Genomic DNA, 16149 nt, shown 5'->3' with positions numbered 1-16149 from the left:
CGGCGCTTTCCGGTTAAGTTGTAGTACGCCTCCTAGGACGATTAAACACATATCGACGATGCACGTTCAGGACGCTGAATTGCGTGACTGAAAACTTCATGGTCCGGCCTGGTAGTGTGGATAGTCGGTTATCTGGAAGCCGCCATTGAACTGCGCCGAGGTTTTTTCGCAAATATGAATCACCGCATCGATGGCACCGCGAAAGCAGGGCTCGGTCCAGCCGGCATCCACTGAAAACGACTCGCCAGAAAGATACAGCCCGGAAACACTGGAATAGTCGCGGTTGTATTTCATCAGGCTTACAGCGTCGTAGTAGGCGCCGGGGCGGTAAAGTTTGGCGCACCCCAGTGAGTTCTTATCGGTGATCCAGCGCTGTACGACGGCCTGATTCAGGCCAATGAAAGGCGAGATGCGCTGCCCGATATTGCTGCAGTTCATCAGGATTCGATCAAGTTCTTCGGCACATTTGGCGACCAGCTCCTTGTCGCTGAAACAGCAGAGTTTGGTAGCGTCATCTTCGCAGGTGTAACTGAGAAGAATGCAGTCGTAGCTGTAGTGATCGTTATAGCGGTAGGTATAAACATCGTGGATAAAACTGTCCGTGACGATCGCTTGGGGGATGGCGGTATTGCCGGACAGGAAGGATTTCTTCAGCGGCGCGAACACTTTGCAGCTGGTTTCCCAATGTGCAGTCTTGTACGCATTGATCGTTTCGAACGGCAGCATTTGTGCCGTGAAGTTTTCAAGCCTGATTCGTGTTTCGATCAACCACGAAGGCAGCGTCATGATCACGGAGTCATAATCGCTGAAATGTTCCTGGGCCTGATGGGGGCGACTTTGCTTCCAGTTGTAGTAGACACGGGTTTTACCGCTGTCGAGCTTTTTCAGCCGAGTGACGGCGCTATCAGTCAGCAAACCTTCGCGGTATTGCAGGCTGTGTTCGTGGAAAGACTTCGCTGTTTCATCAGGTTTGATGAACATAAGGCTTTCACTCAGCGCCGCGAGACCGAGGTAGCGCGGGCCTTCGAACTGCAGCCCGGTTGAATCGAAAACCGCATTGCTGCGGATATGCGGTGAGTCAGGCAGAGGATCGCCTTTTTCATCTACCCGACCCAGCACCAGTTGCAAGTGACTGCTGAACCCGAATATGGCAGTGCGCAGCGGGTACAGTGCACAGACATCATAAAATGCGCCCCAGCTGCCGTCACCGATGCCGATGGCATAAAAAATGGCCGATTCCTCTGGCGACATTCCCATCCCGCCAAAATCGCCCGGCGCGTCTTTTTCCCAGCGTTGCAGCACCGGCATGCTCACCAGATCACGGAAGGAAATGGCGTGATACCTGGCGACAATAGCTGCCCACACGGACTCCCATTCCTCGCTCGCATAACTGTCGCAAACGTGCCGGGTCATGCGGTCGGCGAACGCTCTCCATTTTGCATACACCGCTTGCAGCTTCTCGCCGGGAGGACGGGTCTGACCGTCGGCGTTTTTCCAGATAAGCATTTGCGGCGTAGCCTGCTCTGACAGGCTGCCCTCGCGCAGATAGATGCCGGTTGATTTGACCCATTGGCTGCCGGGATTGGCAAAGTCTGAAAGGGCCAGGTCGAATATCGTCGCGTAGTAGGCCATCATCGAACGACCGTCCTTCGGCGATTCTCCTTCGCGATTGAACAAAGGCATACGCATCGCACCCATTTCGAACGGGGTATGGCTGGCCTTGGATTGAGGACTGCCGGGAACGGTCAGGTGCCTGCCGCCGATTCGCGAGGACTGTTCGATCAGCGTGATCTGGGTGAAGCCGCAGCGCAGCAATTCTCTCGCTGCCGTCAGGCCTGTGATGCCTGCGCCGATGATGCAGATTCGATGGCTCGAATCAGTCGCTCGGGCGATTCCGCCTGGCTGCTCCAGTAACGCGCGGTAGTCAAAACACAGGTCCGGCGGATTGGGGAAACGGGCTTTCCAGTTGTCCTGTGGCGAACGTTTTTTGCGTTTTTCAAGGCCAGGAGCCTGTGAGGGATAGTTGTAGCTGGAGCCGATGGTCACTGTTGATCTTCCCTGATGCGATGTGCTTGGGAAGTAGTCTGGTCGGCGCAGGCACGTCCGAACAGTCGTAAAACACAGCCAGACGCTGTTCTGTTTTCGTTCATTTGTGTCGGACGAATCACAACTTACAAGCCGGTCCCCGTGGAAGGACTACACCCACAGGGACGTCAGTCTGGCGGAAGTTTACGCAGCCTGCTGAAACTGCTGCCGATACTGGTTAGGCGACAGTTCAGTGTGCTGGCGGAACAGTCGCGCGAAGAAGCTCGCATCGTCGTAACCGACCTCATAACTGATGGTCTTGATGCTCTTGCGCGTGCCCGAAAGCAAGCCCTTGGCCGTCTCGATGCGCAGGCGTTGCAAGTAATGCAGCGGCTTGTCGCCGGTGGCGGTCTGGAAGCGGCGCATGAAGTTGCGGATGCTCATGCCGTGCTCGCGGGCGACGTCTTCGAAGCGGAACTTGTCGGCGAAATGCTCTTCGAGCCACTGCTGGATCTGCAGGATGATCACGTCCTGATGCAGCTTCTGCCCACCGAAACCGATACGTCCCGGCGAATAGCTGCGCTGCACTTCGTAGAGGATGTCGCGGGCCACGGCTTGCGCCACGTTCGCGCCGCAGAAGCGTTCGATCAGATAGATATAGAGATCGCATGCCGAGGTAGTACCGCCGGCGCAGTAGAGATTGTCGGCATCGGTCAGGTGCTTGTCCTGATTCAGATAGACCTTGGGGAAACGCTCGGCGAAGGCATTGAAGAAGCGCCAGTAGGTGGTCGCTTCCTTGCCGTTGAGCAGCCCGGCTTCGGCGAGCCAGAACACCCCGGTAGCTTCGCCGCACAACACCGCACCGCGCGCATGCTGTTCGCGCAGCCACGGCAGGATTTGCGGGTAACGGCCGCACAGGGTATCGAAGTCGTCCCAGAACGCCGGGAGGATGATCACATCGGCGTTTTCCAGGCCACCGTCGACCGGCATGACCACGTCGCTGAAGCTTTTTACCGGTTTGCCATCCGGGCTGACCAGGCGCGTTTCAAACGCCGGTGTCAGGCCGTGGCCCAGTTGTTTGCCGTAACGCAGGCTGGCCACATGGAAAAAATCCTTGGCTTGCATGAGGGTGTAAGCGAAAACCCGGTCGATGGCCAGGATGCTGACGCGCCGCAAGGGCGGGGAGACGTGCTTAGACATAATTCAACTTTTGTTTTGTTTTTATAAGGGAAAGTGGTCACCAGACGGCTGGATCGTCTTATTTTTTGTCGGATGTGTCCAGTGTCCCGTAGCAGGAGTCGGGCTTAGTCTCTGAGAGCCGTATCCCTCCAACAACAAAGAAAGGTGCCGCATGATCCCCAGAACCCTGTTCAGCTCCGAGCACGAATTGTTCCGCGACAGCGTGCGAACTTTCCTCGAAAAAGAGGCCGTGCCGTATCACGCGCAGTGGGAGAAGCAGGGACACATTGATCGCGCGCTGTGGAACAAGGCGGGGGAGGCGGGGATGCTCTGTTCGCATCTGCCGGAAGAGTACGGCGGGCTCGGCGCGGATTTCCTCTACAGCACCGTGGTGATTGAAGAAGTCGGGCGTCTGGGACTGACCGGCATCGGCTTTTCGCTGCACTCGGACATCGTCGCACCGTACATCCTGCATTACGGCAGCGAGGCGCTGAAACACAAATACCTGCCGAAACTGGTCTCAGGGGAAATGGTCACGGCGATCGCCATGACCGAGCCTAGCGCCGGTTCCGACCTGCAAGGGGTGAAAACCACGGCGGTGCTCGACGGTGACGAATATGTGATCAACGGTTCGAAGACCTTTATCACCAACGGCTTTCTGGCTGATCTGGTCATCGTGGTGGCCAAGACCGACCCGAAGGCCGGGGCCAAGGGCACCAGCCTGTTCCTGGTGGAGGCGAATACGCCGGGCTTCGAGAAAGGCAAGCGCCTGGAGAAGGTCGGCATGAAGGCGCAGGACACCTCGGAACTGTTCTTCCAAGACGTGCGCGTGCCGAAGGAGAACCTTCTCGGCCAGGCGGGGGCCGGGTTTGCCTATCTGATGCAGGAGTTACCGCAAGAGCGCCTGACCGTGGCGATTGGCGGCCTGGCCTCGGCTGAAGCGGCGTTGCAATGGACGCTGGATTACACCCGTGATCGCAAGGCGTTCGGCAAGTCGATTGCCGATTTCCAGAACACCCGCTTCAAACTGGCCGAAATGGCTACAGAGATCCAGATCGGCCGGGTTTTTGTCGACCGCTGCCTGGAGCTGCATCTGCAAGGCAAACTCGATGTGCCGACGGCGGCGATGGCCAAATATTGGGGCACCGACCTGCAATGCAAAGTGCTCGACGAATGCGTGCAACTGCATGGCGGCTACGGCTTCATGTGGGAATACCCGGTGGCCCGGGCGTGGGCGGATGCGCGGGTGCAGCGGATTTATGCCGGCACCAATGAAATCATGAAGGAGATTATTGCGCGGTCGCTTTGATGATCGTTCCCACGCTCTGCGTGGGAATGCCGCCGGGGACGCTCCGCGTTCCGCTGTTGAGGTAATCCGACTGGCCTCTTCGCGAGCAGGCTCGCTCCCACAGGGGATCACCGTACCTGTGGGAGCGAGCCTGCTCGCGAAGCCTTTGGCGGTCAGTTACGGCGCGGGATTCGGATGATCCTTGTGAATCGCCTCGATCCCGGCCAGCACTTCATCGGACAGTTTCAGATCAAAACTGGCAATGTTGCTGTCCAGTTGCTCAAGCGTCGTTGCGCCAATGATGTTGCTGGTGACGAAGGGTTGCTGGGTCACGAAGGCCAGTGCCATTTGCGCCGGGTCCAGACCGTGTTCACGGGCCAATGCAACGTAACGGCTGCACGCCGCTTCGGATTGCGGGTTGAAATAGCGGCTGAAGCGGCTGTAGAGGCTCAGGCGTCCTTTCGGTGGTCGGGCGCCGCCTTCGTACTTGCCGGAGAGGAAGCCGAACGCCAGTGGCGAATAGGCGAGCAGGCCGCACTGTTCGCGGATGGCGATCTCGGCCAAGCCGACTTCGAAGCTGCGGTTGAGCAGGTTGTACGGGTTCTGGATCGACACTGCACGCGGCCAGCCACGGGCTTCGGCCAAAGCCAGAAAGCGCATGGTGCCCCACGGCGTCTCGTTGGACAGACCGATGTGGCGAATCTTGCCGGCCTTCACCTGTTCGTCGAGGGCTTCGAGGGTGTCTTCCAGCGGCGTCAGGTTGGCTTCGATCTTGTGCTTGTAGCCCAGCTGTCCGAAAAAGTTGGTGCTGCGTTCCGGCCAGTGCAGTTGATACAGATCGATGTAATCGGTCTGCAGGCGCTTGAGACTGCCGTCCAGCGCCTCGGTGATGTGCTGGCGGTTGTGGCGCAGGTTCTTGTCGCGGATGTAGTCGATGGTGTTGCCGGGGCCGGCGATCTTGCTGGCGAGGATCCAGTCGGCACGGTCACCGCGACTCTTGAAGTAATTGCCGATGTAGCGCTCGGTGGTGGCGTAGGTTTCGGCTTTGGGCGGCACCGGATACATTTCGGCAGTGTCGAGGAAATTGATCCCGGCTTCCTTGGCCCTTTCGATCTGGGCGAAGGCTTCAGCTTCAGTGTTTTGCTCGCCCCAGGTCATGGTGCCGAGGCAGATTGCACTCACGTTCAGATCGGTACGGCCTAGCTGGCGATAGTCCATCGGGTGCTCCTTGGGCAAAACAATCATAAAAGCAGGTTGAAAAATTTTTCGCAATCTGCATAATTGCCGACCTCTTTCTGCAGTGGAAGTGATGCGCCGCCGCCGAAGAATCTTGCCGTTGAACGGACGCGCCGACCCGAGCCCCCGAAAGCGTCTGTATCCGGCTGCCTTTGACTTGTCAAAGTACGCACTATTCAGTAAGATCCGCCGTCTTATTTACAGGCGGCCCCTGAGGCTATAAAGAATGAAAACTTTTACTGCTAAACCGGAAACAGTAAAGCGCGACTGGTTTGTCGTCGACGCTGCTGGTCAGACCCTGGGTCGTCTGGCCACCGAAATCGCGAGCCGTCTGCGTGGCAAGCACAAGCCTGAGTACACTCCTCACGTTGACACCGGCGACTACATCGTCGTCATCAACGCCGAGCAGATCCGTGTTACCGGCGCTAAAACCACTGACAAAATGTACTACTCCCACTCCGGTTTCCCGGGCGGCATCAAGTCGATCAACTTTGAAAAGCTGATCGCCAAAGCCCCTGAGCGCGTGATCGAGACCGCGGTTAAAGGCATGCTGCCTAAAAACCCACTGGGTCGCGACATGTACCGTAAGCTGAAAGTCTATGCGGGCGCTGCACACCCTCATACTGCTCAGCAGCCCCAAGAACTGAAGATTTAACGGAATAGTTCATTATGTCGGCGACTCAAAATTACGGCACTGGCCGTCGCAAGACCGCAACCGCACGCGTTTTCCTGCGTCCGGGTACTGGTAACATCTCCATCAACAACCGTTCGCTGGATAACTTCTTCGGCCGCGAAACTGCCCGCATGGTAGTTCGTCAGCCGCTGGAGCTGACCGAGACTGTCGAGAAGTTCGACATCTACGTCACCGTGATCGGCGGTGGTGTAAGTGGTCAGGCTGGCGCAATCCGCCACGGCATCACCCGCGCTCTGATGGACTACGACGAAACCCTGCGTAGCGCTCTGCGCAAAGCTGGCTTCGTTACCCGCGACGCCCGTGAAGTTGAACGTAAGAAAGTTGGTCTGCGTAAAGCGCGTAAGCGTCCGCAGTACTCGAAGCGTTAATTCCGCTTCCACGTTCAAAAAAGAACGCCCGCCTCCTCACGGAAGCGGGCGTTTTTTTATGCGTGCGATTTATCAAAGAATTGCGTTGTGACAACTTGCCACAGCCGTAGACCCCCTATACTCCAAGGCTTGAGGGGTTGAGCCCCGGGGAATTAACCTTGTCAGAATTGGGGGTTTTCATTACCATTCGGGCAAAATTTTTATAAGTAACATTTGATTTATTTAGTAGACGCCTGATTTAACAGGCCAAAAAAGCTGATGGGAGAGGACTGAATGAGCAATGACGGCGTGAATGCAGGCCGGCGTCGCTTCCTGGTGGCAGCCACATCCGTGGTCGGTGCTGCAGGAGCGGTGGGGGCTGCGGTCCCGTTCGTGGGGTCATGGTTTCCCAGTGCCAAGGCGAAAGCTGCCGGTGCACCGGTGAAAGTGAATGTCAGCAAAATCGAGCCAGGCCAGCAGATGATTGCTGAATGGCGCGGCCAGCCGGTGTTCATTGTCCGCCGTACCGAGGAAATCCTGGGGAATCTCAAGAAGATCGAGGGTCAGCTCTCCGATCCGACCTCCAAAAACTCCACGCAACCCACTTATGTCGACCCGGAAGTACGCTCGATCAAGCCGGAGATTCTCCTGCTGATCGGGATCTGTACGCACCTGGGTTGCTCACCGACCTTCCGTCCCGAAGTGGCACCTGCGGATCTGGGCAAAGACTGGGTAGGCGGCTATTTCTGCCCGTGCCACGGTTCCCACTACGATCTGGCTGGCCGCGTCTACAAGTCGCAACCTGCGCCTTTGAACCTGCCAGTTCCCCCGCATTCCTATGAGACCGATGAGCTGATTGTCATTGGCGTCGATACGGAGAAAGCGTGATGAGCAAGTTCATGGATTGGGTTGATGCGCGCTTTCCCGCGACCAAAATGTGGGAAGACCATCTCAGCAAATATTACGCACCAAAAAACTTCAACTTCTTCTATTTCTTCGGCTCACTGGCGCTGCTGGTGCTGGTCAACCAGATCGTTACCGGTGTCTGGCTGACGATGAGCTACACGCCGTCGGCAGAAGAGGCCTTCGCCTCCGTCGAATACATCATGCGCGACGTCGAGTACGGTTCGATCCTGCGTCTGCTGCACTCGACCGGCGCTTCGGCGTTTTTCATCGTCGTCTATCTGCACATGTTCCGCGGCCTGCTCTACGGCTCGTACCAGAAACCGCGCGAGCTGGTCTGGGTGTTCGGCATGCTGATCTACCTGGCACTGATGGCCGAAGCGTTCATGGGTTACCTGCTGCCGTGGGGCCAGATGTCGTACTGGGGCGCCCAGGTGATCATCTCGCTGTTCGGCGCGATTCCGCTGATCGGCGATGACCTGACCCAGTGGATTCGTGGTGACTACCTGATCTCCGGAATCACCCTTAACCGCTTCTTTGCCTTGCACGTTGTCGCGCTGCCGATCGTGATTCTCGGTCTGGTGGTGTTGCACATCCTGGCGCTGCACGAAGTGGGCTCGAACAACCCTGACGGCGTCGATATCAAGAAGCACAAAGACGAAAACGGTATCCCGCTGGACGGCATCGCCTTCCACCCGTACTACACGGTGAAGGACATTGTCGGTGTCGTGGTGTTCCTGTTCATCTTCTGCTTCATTGTGTTCTTCTTCCCGGAAATGGGCGGCTACTTCCTCGAAAAACCAAACTTCGAGCCGGCTAACCCGTTCAAGACGCCTGAGCATATTGCCCCGGTCTGGTACTTCACTCCGTTTTACGCAATCCTGCGTGCGGTGCCGGACAAGCTCATGGGCGTTATCGCCATGGGCGCGGCGATTGCGGTGCTGTTCGTGCTGCCATGGCTGGATCGCAGTCCGGTGAGATCGATGCGCTACAAGGGCTGGATGAGCAAAATCTGGCTGGTGGTGTTCTGCATTTCTTTCGTGATTCTCGGCATCCTCGGCGTTCTTGCGCCGACGCCGGGGCGCACGTTGCTGTCGCAGGTCTGCACCTTCCTGTATTTCGCCTACTTCATTCTGATGCCGTTCTACACCCGGCTCGAGAAGACCAAACCGGTTCCGGAAAGGGTGACTGGCTGATGAAAAAGTTATTTCTTGCTCTGATTTTTACTGCGCTGCCTTCCCTGGCTTTTGCTGCCGGGGGCCATGGTCCGGAACTGGAAAGTGTCGATATCGACGTCTCCGACAAAGCCGCCCTGCAGGATGGTGCGCGGACCTTTGCCAACTATTGCATGGGGTGCCACAGCGCCAAGTTCCAGCGTTACGAGCGCGTTGCCGATGACCTCGGCATTCCGCACGAGTTGATGCTGGAGAAGCTGGTATTCACCGGTGCCAAGATTGGCGACCACATGAACATCGGCATGCAGCCGGCCGACGCCAAGACCTGGTTCGGCGCGGCGCCGCCGGACCTGACTCTGGTAGCGCGGGTACGCGGCACCGACTGGCTGTACGGTTACCTGAAGTCGTTCTACGAAGACCCGGCGCGTCCATGGGGCGTGAACAACAAGGTCTTCCCGAACGTCGGCATGCCTAACGTGCTGGTCGGCCTGCAAGGTCGGCAGGTCGTCGGCTGCAAGCAGGTGCAGATCGTGGAGGAAGGCAAGAAGCAATACGATCCGCTGACCGGCACGCCGCTGACTCATGAAGCGTGTGATCAGTTGACCATCGTGCCGAAGTCCGGTGCTCTGAACGAAGAGCAGTTCGATGAGAGGGTCAAGAATCTGGTAACCTTCCTGGCTTACTCGGCTAACCCGGTTAAGCTGCAACATCAGCGCATCGGTACTTATGTCTTGCTGTACCTGGCGTTCTTCTTTGTGTTCGCCTACCTGCTCAAGCGTGAATACTGGAAAGACGTGCACTGATACGCTTCAAGCATTGCTGTTAATCGCGCGCGCCCAAGGGCGCCTCCGCTAAAGCAGGATCTGCTCAGTCAGACCCTGCGGGAGGTGCCCTCTGGGCGCGCGCGTTTTTCCGGTTCCGACAAATTCAACAAGCGAGGAGGATCGCCATGGGCGTGACCAATCGGTTGGCCTGTTACTCCGACCCCGCCGACCACTATTCCCACCGAGTGCGCATCGTGCTTGCAGAGAAGGGTGTCAGCGCCGAAATCATTTACGTGGAAGCGGGTCGCCAGCCGCCTAAACTGATTGAGGTGAACCCTTACGGCAGTCTGCCGACGCTGGTCGATCGTGACCTGGCGTTGTGGGAGTCGACCGTGGTGATGGAGTATCTGGATGAGCGTTACCCGCACCCGCCGCTGATGCCGGTTTATCCGGTAGCGCGGGCCAACAGTCGTCTGCTGATCCACAGGATTCAGCGTGACTGGTGCGGGCTGGTGGATCTGATTCTGGATCCCAAGAGCAAAGAGGCTGCACGGGTCGTGGCGCGCAAGGAATTGCGCGAAAGCCTGACCGGCGTTTCGCCGCTGTTTGCCGACAAACCGTTCTTCCTCAGTGAGGAACAAAGTCTGGTGGATTGCTGCCTATTACCCATACTCTGGCGTTTGCCGATTCTGGGTATTGAACTGCCGCGGCCGGCCAAGCCGCTGCTTGATTATATGGAGCGTCAGTTTGCGCGTGAGGCTTTCCAGGCGAGTCTGTCTGGTGTCGAACGCGATATGCGCTAAGGCTTAAGGAGCCGCTATGAACTCCAGTCGACCTTATCTGGTCCGCGCGCTCTACGAGTGGATTGTGGATAACGATTGCACCCCGCACATGCTGGTCAACTCCGAGTACCCGGCGGTGCAGGTGCCACAGGGTTTTGCCAGTGACGGCCAGATCGTCCTGAACATCTCGCCCAGTGCCGTGCGTCATCTGCACATGGACAACGACGTGGTGACGTTCGAAGGCCGCTTCGGCGGTGTTCCGCACAGTCTCTACGTGCCGATCAGCGCGATCCTGGGCATCTACGCCCGGGAGAACGGCCAGGGCATGGTGTTTGACCTCGAGTTGCCGATGGACGACGAGGAAGACATCGATCCGGATGACGACTCGCCGCCACCGGGCAGCGAGCCGCCACGTCCGAGTGGCCGGCCAAGCTTGAAGGTTGTGAAATAAAAAAAGGCGATCCGGATGGATCGCCTTTTTTATGTCTGCCTTTTACGGTCAGTCGATGTATTCGAACAGCTTCACGATCTTCTGCACACCGGACACACCCTGAACCAGATTGGTTGCCTGAGTGGCTTCCTGTTTGGTCAGCAGGCCCAGCAGATAGACGATGCCATTCTCGGTCACGACCTTGATACGCGAGCCGGGGATGCTGGCGTCGGTGAGCATCTGGGTCTTGATCTTGGTGGTCAGCCACGCGTCGTTCTGGCGCGCGAGCAGGGAGGACGGTTGCAGCACTTGCAGTTCGTTGTGCACCTTCTTCACGCGCTGGACGTTGGCGGCGGCCTGTTCGGCTTTGGCCTTGAGGTCTTCGCGTGGCGTCTGGCCGGCGAGCAGGACCACGCCGTTGAAACTGGTGATGACGATGTGCGAGTCGTTGTCCAGGGCCGGGTCGGCCTTGGCGATGTTCACGCCTGCTTTGGTCTCGATCAGCGAGTCGTCGATCTTGCTGCCGAATGTGCGCGTGCCACGGTCGTCTTCGATCGGCGCTTCACGGCTGGCATTCACCACCGAGGTGCAGCCGCTGATGCCGAGGCACAGGGTCAAGGCCAGAAGGCCAAGGCGATTAGGGGTCATTCTTCACTCCCGAACAGTTGGCTGTCGATCAGATCGCAAAGGCAATGGATCGCCAGCAAGTGGACTTCCTGAATACGTGCAGTGACGTTGGCCGGTACGCGAATCTCGACGTCCTCGGGCAACAGCAGCGACGCCATGCCGCCGCCATCGCGTCCGGTCAAAGCTACGACAATCATTTCGCGATCATGTGCGGCCTGGATCGCTTGAATAATGTTCGCCGAGTTGCCGCTGGTCGAAATCGCCAGCAACACATCGCCCGGCTGGCCGAGCGCGCGGATCTGCTTGGAGAACACTTCGTTGTAGCTGTAATCGTTGGCGATCGAGGTGATTGTCGAAGTGTCGGTGGTCAGCGCAATCGCCGGCAGACTCGGACGCTCGCGCTCGAAGCGGTTGAGCAGCTCCGAAGAAAAATGCTGGGCATCGCCGGCCGAACCACCGTTGCCGCACGAGAGCATTTTGCCTTCGTTGAGCAGGGCGTTGACCATGATCTGGCTGGCTTGCTCGATGTGCGGTGCAAGTACGTCCATCGCCTGTTGCTTGGTGTCGATACTGGCCTGAAAAAGCTGGCGAATTCGGGATTGCATGTCCATCTGTGTGACCTTAAGTGGCGCGGCTGTTCGGCACGTGAATGTGCAGCCGGCAAAGCAAAGAGCAAAATGTGTCGGACGAAAACGGGGCAGGGTGCAGGCGATCAACTGTCGAAAGCATTCTGCAACCAGTTCAGCTGATTCGGGTGGCTGTCGATTGCCACCACATCGAAGCGGCAGGGGGAATTGGCCCAACGCGACTCGCGCTGAAGAAAATACTGTGCTGCAAAGATCAGTTTCTGCTGCTTGCGCTCGTCGATACTGGCGAGCGCGCCACCCCATTGAGTGTTTTTTCTGTAGCGAACTTCAACGAATACTACTGTATCGCCATCAAGCATGACCAGATCAAGCTCGCCGCGTTTGCATAACCAGTTCTGCGCCAGCAGGCGCAGCCCTTGTTGTTGCAGATGTTCGAGCGCCTGGCGCTCGGCATCCTTGCCGCTTTGCGAGCGTGACCTGTCGGGCATCAGCGCGGGGTGTCCGGCAGACGCTGCACCTGACCGCTGACGAACTGTGCCCACGGCAACTGGCGCACAACGCGCTGGGTCTGGGTCATGCCGAGGCTGCCCGACTGACCTTCGATGCGGCTGTCCGGCAGGGCCTTGAGTTGACCCAGGCGCGGTGCCAGGCGATAGGCGTCGGCGCCCATGGCGTACAGGCGACCGAGGCTGCCATTGGCTTGCGGCCATTGCGCAGCTACTTGCTGGCGCAGCGGATCGCTGGTTTCCAGCAGCCATGGGGTTTCGCAGAAGCGAATGCCGTTCATGTCGTTGTACTGATTGACGTCGCCGCTGGCGCTGTAGACGTGGGAGGTCGCGTAGACCGGGACGTCACCGGCGTACTGGAAATTCAGGGTTGGCTTGATCTGCTGGGCCTGTTGCGGCGTGGCGGCCAAGAAGATGAATTCGATGTCCTGACGACGCGAAGGCTGCGCGGCGACATTGGTGCCGGCAACATTCTGCAGGCTCTTGGCGCGAGCTTCGCTCTGACGCAGCTGGAACATGTCGGCGATCTGCTGGGCCAGTTGCACCGGCTGATCGACACGCTCGGTGGCAACGATGCTGCCGCCATTGGCTTGCCAGTCCTGGCTGAAGGCACGCAGGACGCGATCGCCCCATTCGCCCTTCGGCACCATGATCGCGGCGCGATGCAGGCCGTCGGCACGGGCGCGACGGGAAACTTCGCGAGCTTCGTCTTCAGCAGCCAGACCGAACTGGAACAACTGCGCCGGACCTTGTTCGCCTTCGCTGTAGTTCAGCGCCAGGGTGGTGATCGGCAGTTGCGGGCGAGTGCTCAGTTGCTTGACCAGTGGTTTTTCCAGTGGGCCGACTACCAGTTGCACGCCGTCAGCCTGAGCCTTGCGATAGAACTCGTCCATCGAGGTCAGCTTCGAGCTGTCGTAGAACTCGATGGCAGGTGGGTTCTGGCCGGCCTGTTGCGCCTGATAATGCGCGGCCATGAAGCCTTCACGCAGCGCTTTGCCGACCGACGCCAACTGGCCGTCCTGTGGCAGCAGCAGGGCGATTTTGCTCAGTGGCTGGCTGGCCAGTTCCTTGAGCTTGGTCAGCGGCAGCGGCAGGTTGATCGCCGCCGGGTGCTTTGGATTTTGCCCACGCCAGTTGTCGATCGCGGCTTGTTGCTGTTCCAGCGTGCCTGCGGTTTTCACAGCTTGCGCCAGTGCCATCCAACCGCCGAGATCGTCGGTGTTGTTCGGTTGCAATTGATCGGTTGGCAGCGAAGCGATCAGGGTCCAGATCGCTTCGTGGTTCTTGCTCGCCGCTTCGCCTTCCAGCATCGGTGCGATGAACACACGCTCACGGGCAGCGGCCAGCGTCTGGCCATCGGCTTCAAGGGCGCGGGCGTGAACAGTGCCAGTGCGCACTTGCTGCTCTTCCGGCATTTCCCCGAGCTTCTGGAAGCTCGGATGGCTCAGGGCGGTCAGCGCAGCTTTCGGCTGATTGCGCGTCATGGCCAGTTCGGCGGACAGCGTATTGGCGAAAATCTGCTGGCCTGGCTTGAGTTGCTCCACCGGCACTTGTTGCAGGATTTGCGCGGACTGGCCGGCATTGCCTTGGCGGTAAGCCTGGTCCGCCGCGCTCAGGCGCAGCAGGGCGGCTTGTTCCGGGGTTTTAGCCTGGGCAGCCTGTTCGAGCAGTTGCTCGATGCTGGCGTCCGGAGTCCGTGGAAGTTCGCCAAGGCTGGAGGAAGGGGAGCTGGCACACGCGGCCAACAAGGCAGCGAGGCAGAGGGCAGTGAACAGCCGCAGGCAAGCGATCATGTAAGTGTTCCTGATACTCGATCAAATTAGCGTGGAATTGTACCCAAGCACTGGCCGGGGCGCGATGTTACTGGCGTGAATCGGTCAATTTAGCTGGAGTAAATGTTGCGGCAGCGCACAACCGGGCGAAAAACCGCACTCGGCCGGAGCGCATCGCAAGCCTCATGACGCGCTACAATGGCCGCTTTTACCGATCACGAGGTGTGCGCTTTGACTGCTCCAGGTCCTTTGAATTCCGCTGCTGGCTCGCTTTATGTGGTGGCGACGCCCATCGGCAACCTGGACGACATCAGCGCCCGGGCCTTGAAGATCCTTCGTGAAGTGGCCCTGATTGCAGCGGAAGACACGCGGCATTCGGCGCGCCTGATGCAGCACTTCGGCATCGGCACGCCGCTGGCCGCATGTCACGAACACAACGAACGGGATGAGGGTAGCCGCTTTATTACCCGGTTGCTGGCGGGCGACAACGTCGCGCTGATCTCCGATGCCGGCACGCCGCTTATCTCCGATCCGGGTTATCACCTGGTGCGTCAGGCCCGTGCGGCCGGCATCAACGTAGTGCCCGTGCCGGGTGCCTGTGCGTTGATCGCAGCGCTGTCGGCGGCGGGCTTGCCGTCCGACCGTTTTATCTTCGAAGGTTTTCTGCCGGCCAAGTCGGTCGGGCGCAAGGCGCGGCTGGAAGCAGTCAAAGAAGAGCCGCGCACCCTGATTTTCTATGAGGCGCCGCATCGCATTCTCGAATGCCTGCAGGATATGGAAGCAGTGTTTGGCGGCGAGCGTCAGGCTCTGCTGGCGCGGGAAATCACCAAAACCTTCGAAACCCTTAAAGGCCTGCCGCTCAGCGAGCTGCGTGCGTTCGTCGAGTCCGACAGCAATCAGCAGCGCGGTGAGTGCGTAGTGCTGGTGGCCGGCTGGACCGCGCCGGAGTCGGAGGACGCGGTCAGCAGCGAAGCCATGCGCATCCTCGATCTGCTTCTGGAGGAAATGCCGCTCAAGCGCGCCGCCGCACTGGCAGCGCAAATCACCGGCGAGCGCAAAAACGTGTTGTATCAGGTGGCGCTGGATAAACAGAAAGGCGTGTAAGCCGTCGCCCATGGCGGTCTGGAGGGTTTTAGCGCTTGTTCTTCCGGCGCTCTGCCGTTAACCTTCGCCGCGGAGAGTCGATCGGACAGTCGCTGCCCTCTATGAAAATTAGGGGGGGGAGGAAAGTCCGGGCTCCATAGGGCGAAGTGCCAGGTAATGCCTGGGAGGCGTGAGCCTACGGAAAGTGCCACAGAAAATAACCGCCTAAGCGCGCAAGCGCCGGTAAGGGTGAAAAGGTGCGGTAAGAGCGCACCGCACGTCTGGCAACAGTTCGTGGCTAGGTAAACCCCACTTGGAGCAAGACCAAATAGGGTCCCAAGGCGTGGCCCGCGCTGGGACCGGGTAGGTTGCTAAAGATGTCCAGTGATGGCCATCGTAGACGAATGACTGTTCAAGACAGAACCCGGCTTACAGATCGACTCTCCACCTTTTTCTTTCCCTGCTTGAAACAAAGAAGACGCGGCTGTGTAATATCAGCCGGCCTGGTCTGAAATTCCGGCAGCGGCACACGCGGTAATAGCCTTTTCCCACCCTGCTTCAATCAACAGCCGAAGCGCCTTTGTAATACCGAAAAAATCTTACTCTTAACAAACTACTTTAACTTTCGAGCGCAGCTTTCAGTGCTGCATCAAGTTATTGACCAAAACTTCACGTCAGATTCTCGTTGAGCCTCCTTTTACGTCGCTAAATCTCCGTTCTGTAAGGCTTTTCCTTTAATCCGCGCCTTGAC

16 protein-coding genes and 1 other RNA gene are annotated in these 16149 nt (G+C 58.4%); 10 read left to right on the top strand and 7 right to left on the bottom strand.

All coding sequences use genetic code 11. The features are described from left to right. Window positions 1-96: 96 nt before the first annotated feature. Together AB4O45_RS08240 and AB4O45_RS08235 are read right to left on the bottom strand one after the other, a co-directional pair. The gene (locus tag AB4O45_RS08240; protein ID WP_460161299.1) at window positions 97-2046 is read right to left on the bottom strand and encodes a flavin monoamine oxidase family protein; all 1950 of its coding nucleotides are present in this window, start codon (window positions 2044-2046) and stop codon (window positions 97-99) included. 183 nt (window positions 2047-2229) lie between these two features. Further along, a complete protein-coding gene (locus AB4O45_RS08235; RefSeq protein ID WP_163012735.1) occupies window positions 2230-3126 on the bottom strand; it encodes a GlxA family transcriptional regulator in 897 nt (298 codons plus the stop codon). Between the two features lie 250 nt (window positions 3127-3376). Between AB4O45_RS08235 and AB4O45_RS08230 the strand changes: the two genes are divergently transcribed. Next, complete coding sequence (locus tag AB4O45_RS08230; protein WP_460161298.1) at window positions 3377-4513, top strand: acyl-CoA dehydrogenase family protein; 1137 nt, start codon at window positions 3377-3379, stop codon at window positions 4511-4513. Between the two features lie 156 nt (window positions 4514-4669). Here AB4O45_RS08230 and AB4O45_RS08225 read toward each other — a convergent pair whose 3' ends face one another. After that, window positions 4670-5710, bottom strand: a complete 1041-nt coding sequence (locus AB4O45_RS08225; protein WP_039761359.1) for an NADP(H)-dependent aldo-keto reductase — start codon at window positions 5708-5710, stop codon at window positions 4670-4672. Between the two features lie 244 nt (window positions 5711-5954). Here AB4O45_RS08225 and rplM point away from each other — a divergent pair, with 244 nt between their 5' ends. From rplM to AB4O45_RS08190, 7 genes are all read left to right on the top strand, one after another. Beyond that, window positions 5955-6383 (top strand): 50S ribosomal protein L13, encoded by a 429-nt coding sequence (gene rplM, locus AB4O45_RS08220; protein ID WP_003228062.1) that lies wholly within the window; start codon window positions 5955-5957, stop codon window positions 6381-6383. Between the two features lie 14 nt (window positions 6384-6397). Then, entirely contained in the window at window positions 6398-6790 is a 393-nt protein-coding gene (rpsI, locus tag AB4O45_RS08215; RefSeq protein WP_003228056.1) for a 30S ribosomal protein S9, read from the top strand. A 273-nt stretch (window positions 6791-7063) separates the two neighbouring features. Beyond that, window positions 7064-7657 carry a ubiquinol-cytochrome c reductase iron-sulfur subunit gene (gene petA / locus AB4O45_RS08210; RefSeq protein WP_041479967.1) on the top strand — a complete coding sequence of 198 codons (594 nt, stop codon included), beginning with the start codon at window positions 7064-7066 and terminating at the stop codon, window positions 7655-7657. Next, window positions 7657-8868, top strand: coding sequence for a cytochrome b (locus tag AB4O45_RS08205; protein ID WP_016773261.1), 1212 nt, complete (start codon window positions 7657-7659; stop codon window positions 8866-8868). The genes petA and AB4O45_RS08205 overlap by 1 nt, the downstream gene beginning before the upstream one ends. Beyond that, entirely contained in the window at window positions 8868-9650 is a 783-nt protein-coding gene (locus AB4O45_RS08200; RefSeq protein ID WP_460161297.1) for a cytochrome c1, read from the top strand. Before AB4O45_RS08205 ends, AB4O45_RS08200 begins: the two co-directional genes overlap by 1 nt. A 146-nt stretch (window positions 9651-9796) precedes the next feature. Continuing rightward, a complete protein-coding gene (locus AB4O45_RS08195) occupies window positions 9797-10414 on the top strand; it encodes a glutathione S-transferase N-terminal domain-containing protein (protein ID WP_007961620.1) in 618 nt (205 codons plus the stop codon). 16 nt (window positions 10415-10430) lie between these two features. After that, window positions 10431-10844, top strand: a complete 414-nt coding sequence (locus AB4O45_RS08190) for a ClpXP protease specificity-enhancing factor (protein ID WP_016773263.1) — start codon at window positions 10431-10433, stop codon at window positions 10842-10844. Window positions 10845-10892: 48 nt separating this feature from the next. Here AB4O45_RS08190 and AB4O45_RS08185 read toward each other — a convergent pair whose 3' ends face one another. The 4 genes from AB4O45_RS08185 to AB4O45_RS08170 all read right to left on the bottom strand — a co-directional run bounded on the left by AB4O45_RS08185 (window position 10893) and on the right by AB4O45_RS08170 (window position 14336). Next, window positions 10893-11471 (bottom strand): BON domain-containing protein, encoded by a 579-nt coding sequence (locus AB4O45_RS08185; RefSeq protein WP_024014250.1) that lies wholly within the window; start codon window positions 11469-11471, stop codon window positions 10893-10895. Continuing rightward, window positions 11468-12061, bottom strand: a complete 594-nt coding sequence (locus tag AB4O45_RS08180) for a phosphoheptose isomerase (RefSeq protein WP_008082788.1) — start codon at window positions 12059-12061, stop codon at window positions 11468-11470. Before AB4O45_RS08180 ends, AB4O45_RS08185 begins: the two co-directional genes overlap by 4 nt. Before the next feature lie 101 nt (window positions 12062-12162). Beyond that, window positions 12163-12525 carry a YraN family protein gene (locus AB4O45_RS08175; RefSeq protein WP_016773265.1) on the bottom strand — a complete coding sequence of 121 codons (363 nt, stop codon included), beginning with the start codon at window positions 12523-12525 and terminating at the stop codon, window positions 12163-12165. Next, the gene (locus tag AB4O45_RS08170; protein WP_423523300.1) at window positions 12525-14336 is read right to left on the bottom strand and encodes a penicillin-binding protein activator; all 1812 of its coding nucleotides are present in this window, start codon (window positions 14334-14336) and stop codon (window positions 12525-12527) included. Before AB4O45_RS08170 ends, AB4O45_RS08175 begins: the two co-directional genes overlap by 1 nt. Before the next feature lie 177 nt (window positions 14337-14513). Here AB4O45_RS08170 and rsmI point away from each other — a divergent pair, with 177 nt between their 5' ends. Together rsmI and rnpB are read left to right on the top strand one after the other, a co-directional pair. After that, window positions 14514-15419, top strand: coding sequence for a 16S rRNA (cytidine(1402)-2'-O)-methyltransferase (gene rsmI / locus AB4O45_RS08165; protein WP_016773267.1), 906 nt, complete (start codon window positions 14514-14516; stop codon window positions 15417-15419). Between the two features lie 73 nt (window positions 15420-15492). Continuing rightward, window positions 15493-15846, top strand: an RNA gene (gene rnpB / locus AB4O45_RS08160) — RNase P RNA component class A. Window positions 15847-16149 lie beyond the last annotated feature (303 nt).

The sequence above is a fragment of the Pseudomonas sp. S2_B10 genome (assembly GCF_054668425.1).
This window is presented reverse-complemented; position numbering and strand designations above follow the sequence as displayed.

Bases quoted from the DNA above. Each gene is read 5' to 3' on its own strand.
- AB4O45_RS08230 (WP_460161298.1), top strand. From the start codon at position 3,377: ATGATCCCCAGAACCCTGTTCAGCTCCGAGCACGAATTGTTCCGCGAC.
- AB4O45_RS08225 (WP_039761359.1), bottom strand. From the start codon at position 5,710: ATGGACTATCGCCAGCTAGGCCGTACCGATCTGAACGTGAGTGCAATC.
- rplM (WP_003228062.1), top strand. From the start codon at position 5,955: ATGAAAACTTTTACTGCTAAACCGGAAACAGTAAAGCGCGACTGGTTT.
- rpsI (WP_003228056.1), top strand. From the start codon at position 6,398: ATGTCGGCGACTCAAAATTACGGCACTGGCCGTCGCAAGACCGCAACC.
- petA (WP_041479967.1), top strand. From the start codon at position 7,064: ATGAGCAATGACGGCGTGAATGCAGGCCGGCGTCGCTTCCTGGTGGCA.
- AB4O45_RS08205 (WP_016773261.1), top strand. From the start codon at position 7,657: ATGAGCAAGTTCATGGATTGGGTTGATGCGCGCTTTCCCGCGACCAAA.
- AB4O45_RS08200 (WP_460161297.1), top strand. From the start codon at position 8,868: ATGAAAAAGTTATTTCTTGCTCTGATTTTTACTGCGCTGCCTTCCCTG.
- AB4O45_RS08195 (WP_007961620.1), top strand. From the start codon at position 9,797: ATGGGCGTGACCAATCGGTTGGCCTGTTACTCCGACCCCGCCGACCAC.
- AB4O45_RS08190 (WP_016773263.1), top strand. From the start codon at position 10,431: ATGAACTCCAGTCGACCTTATCTGGTCCGCGCGCTCTACGAGTGGATT.
- AB4O45_RS08185 (WP_024014250.1), bottom strand. From the start codon at position 11,471: ATGACCCCTAATCGCCTTGGCCTTCTGGCCTTGACCCTGTGCCTCGGC.
- AB4O45_RS08180 (WP_008082788.1), bottom strand. From the start codon at position 12,061: ATGGACATGCAATCCCGAATTCGCCAGCTTTTTCAGGCCAGTATCGAC.
- AB4O45_RS08175 (WP_016773265.1), bottom strand. From the start codon at position 12,525: ATGCCCGACAGGTCACGCTCGCAAAGCGGCAAGGATGCCGAGCGCCAG.
- AB4O45_RS08170 (WP_423523300.1), bottom strand. From the start codon at position 14,336: ATGATCGCTTGCCTGCGGCTGTTCACTGCCCTCTGCCTCGCTGCCTTG.
- rsmI (WP_016773267.1), top strand. From the start codon at position 14,514: ATGGCCGCTTTTACCGATCACGAGGTGTGCGCTTTGACTGCTCCAGGT.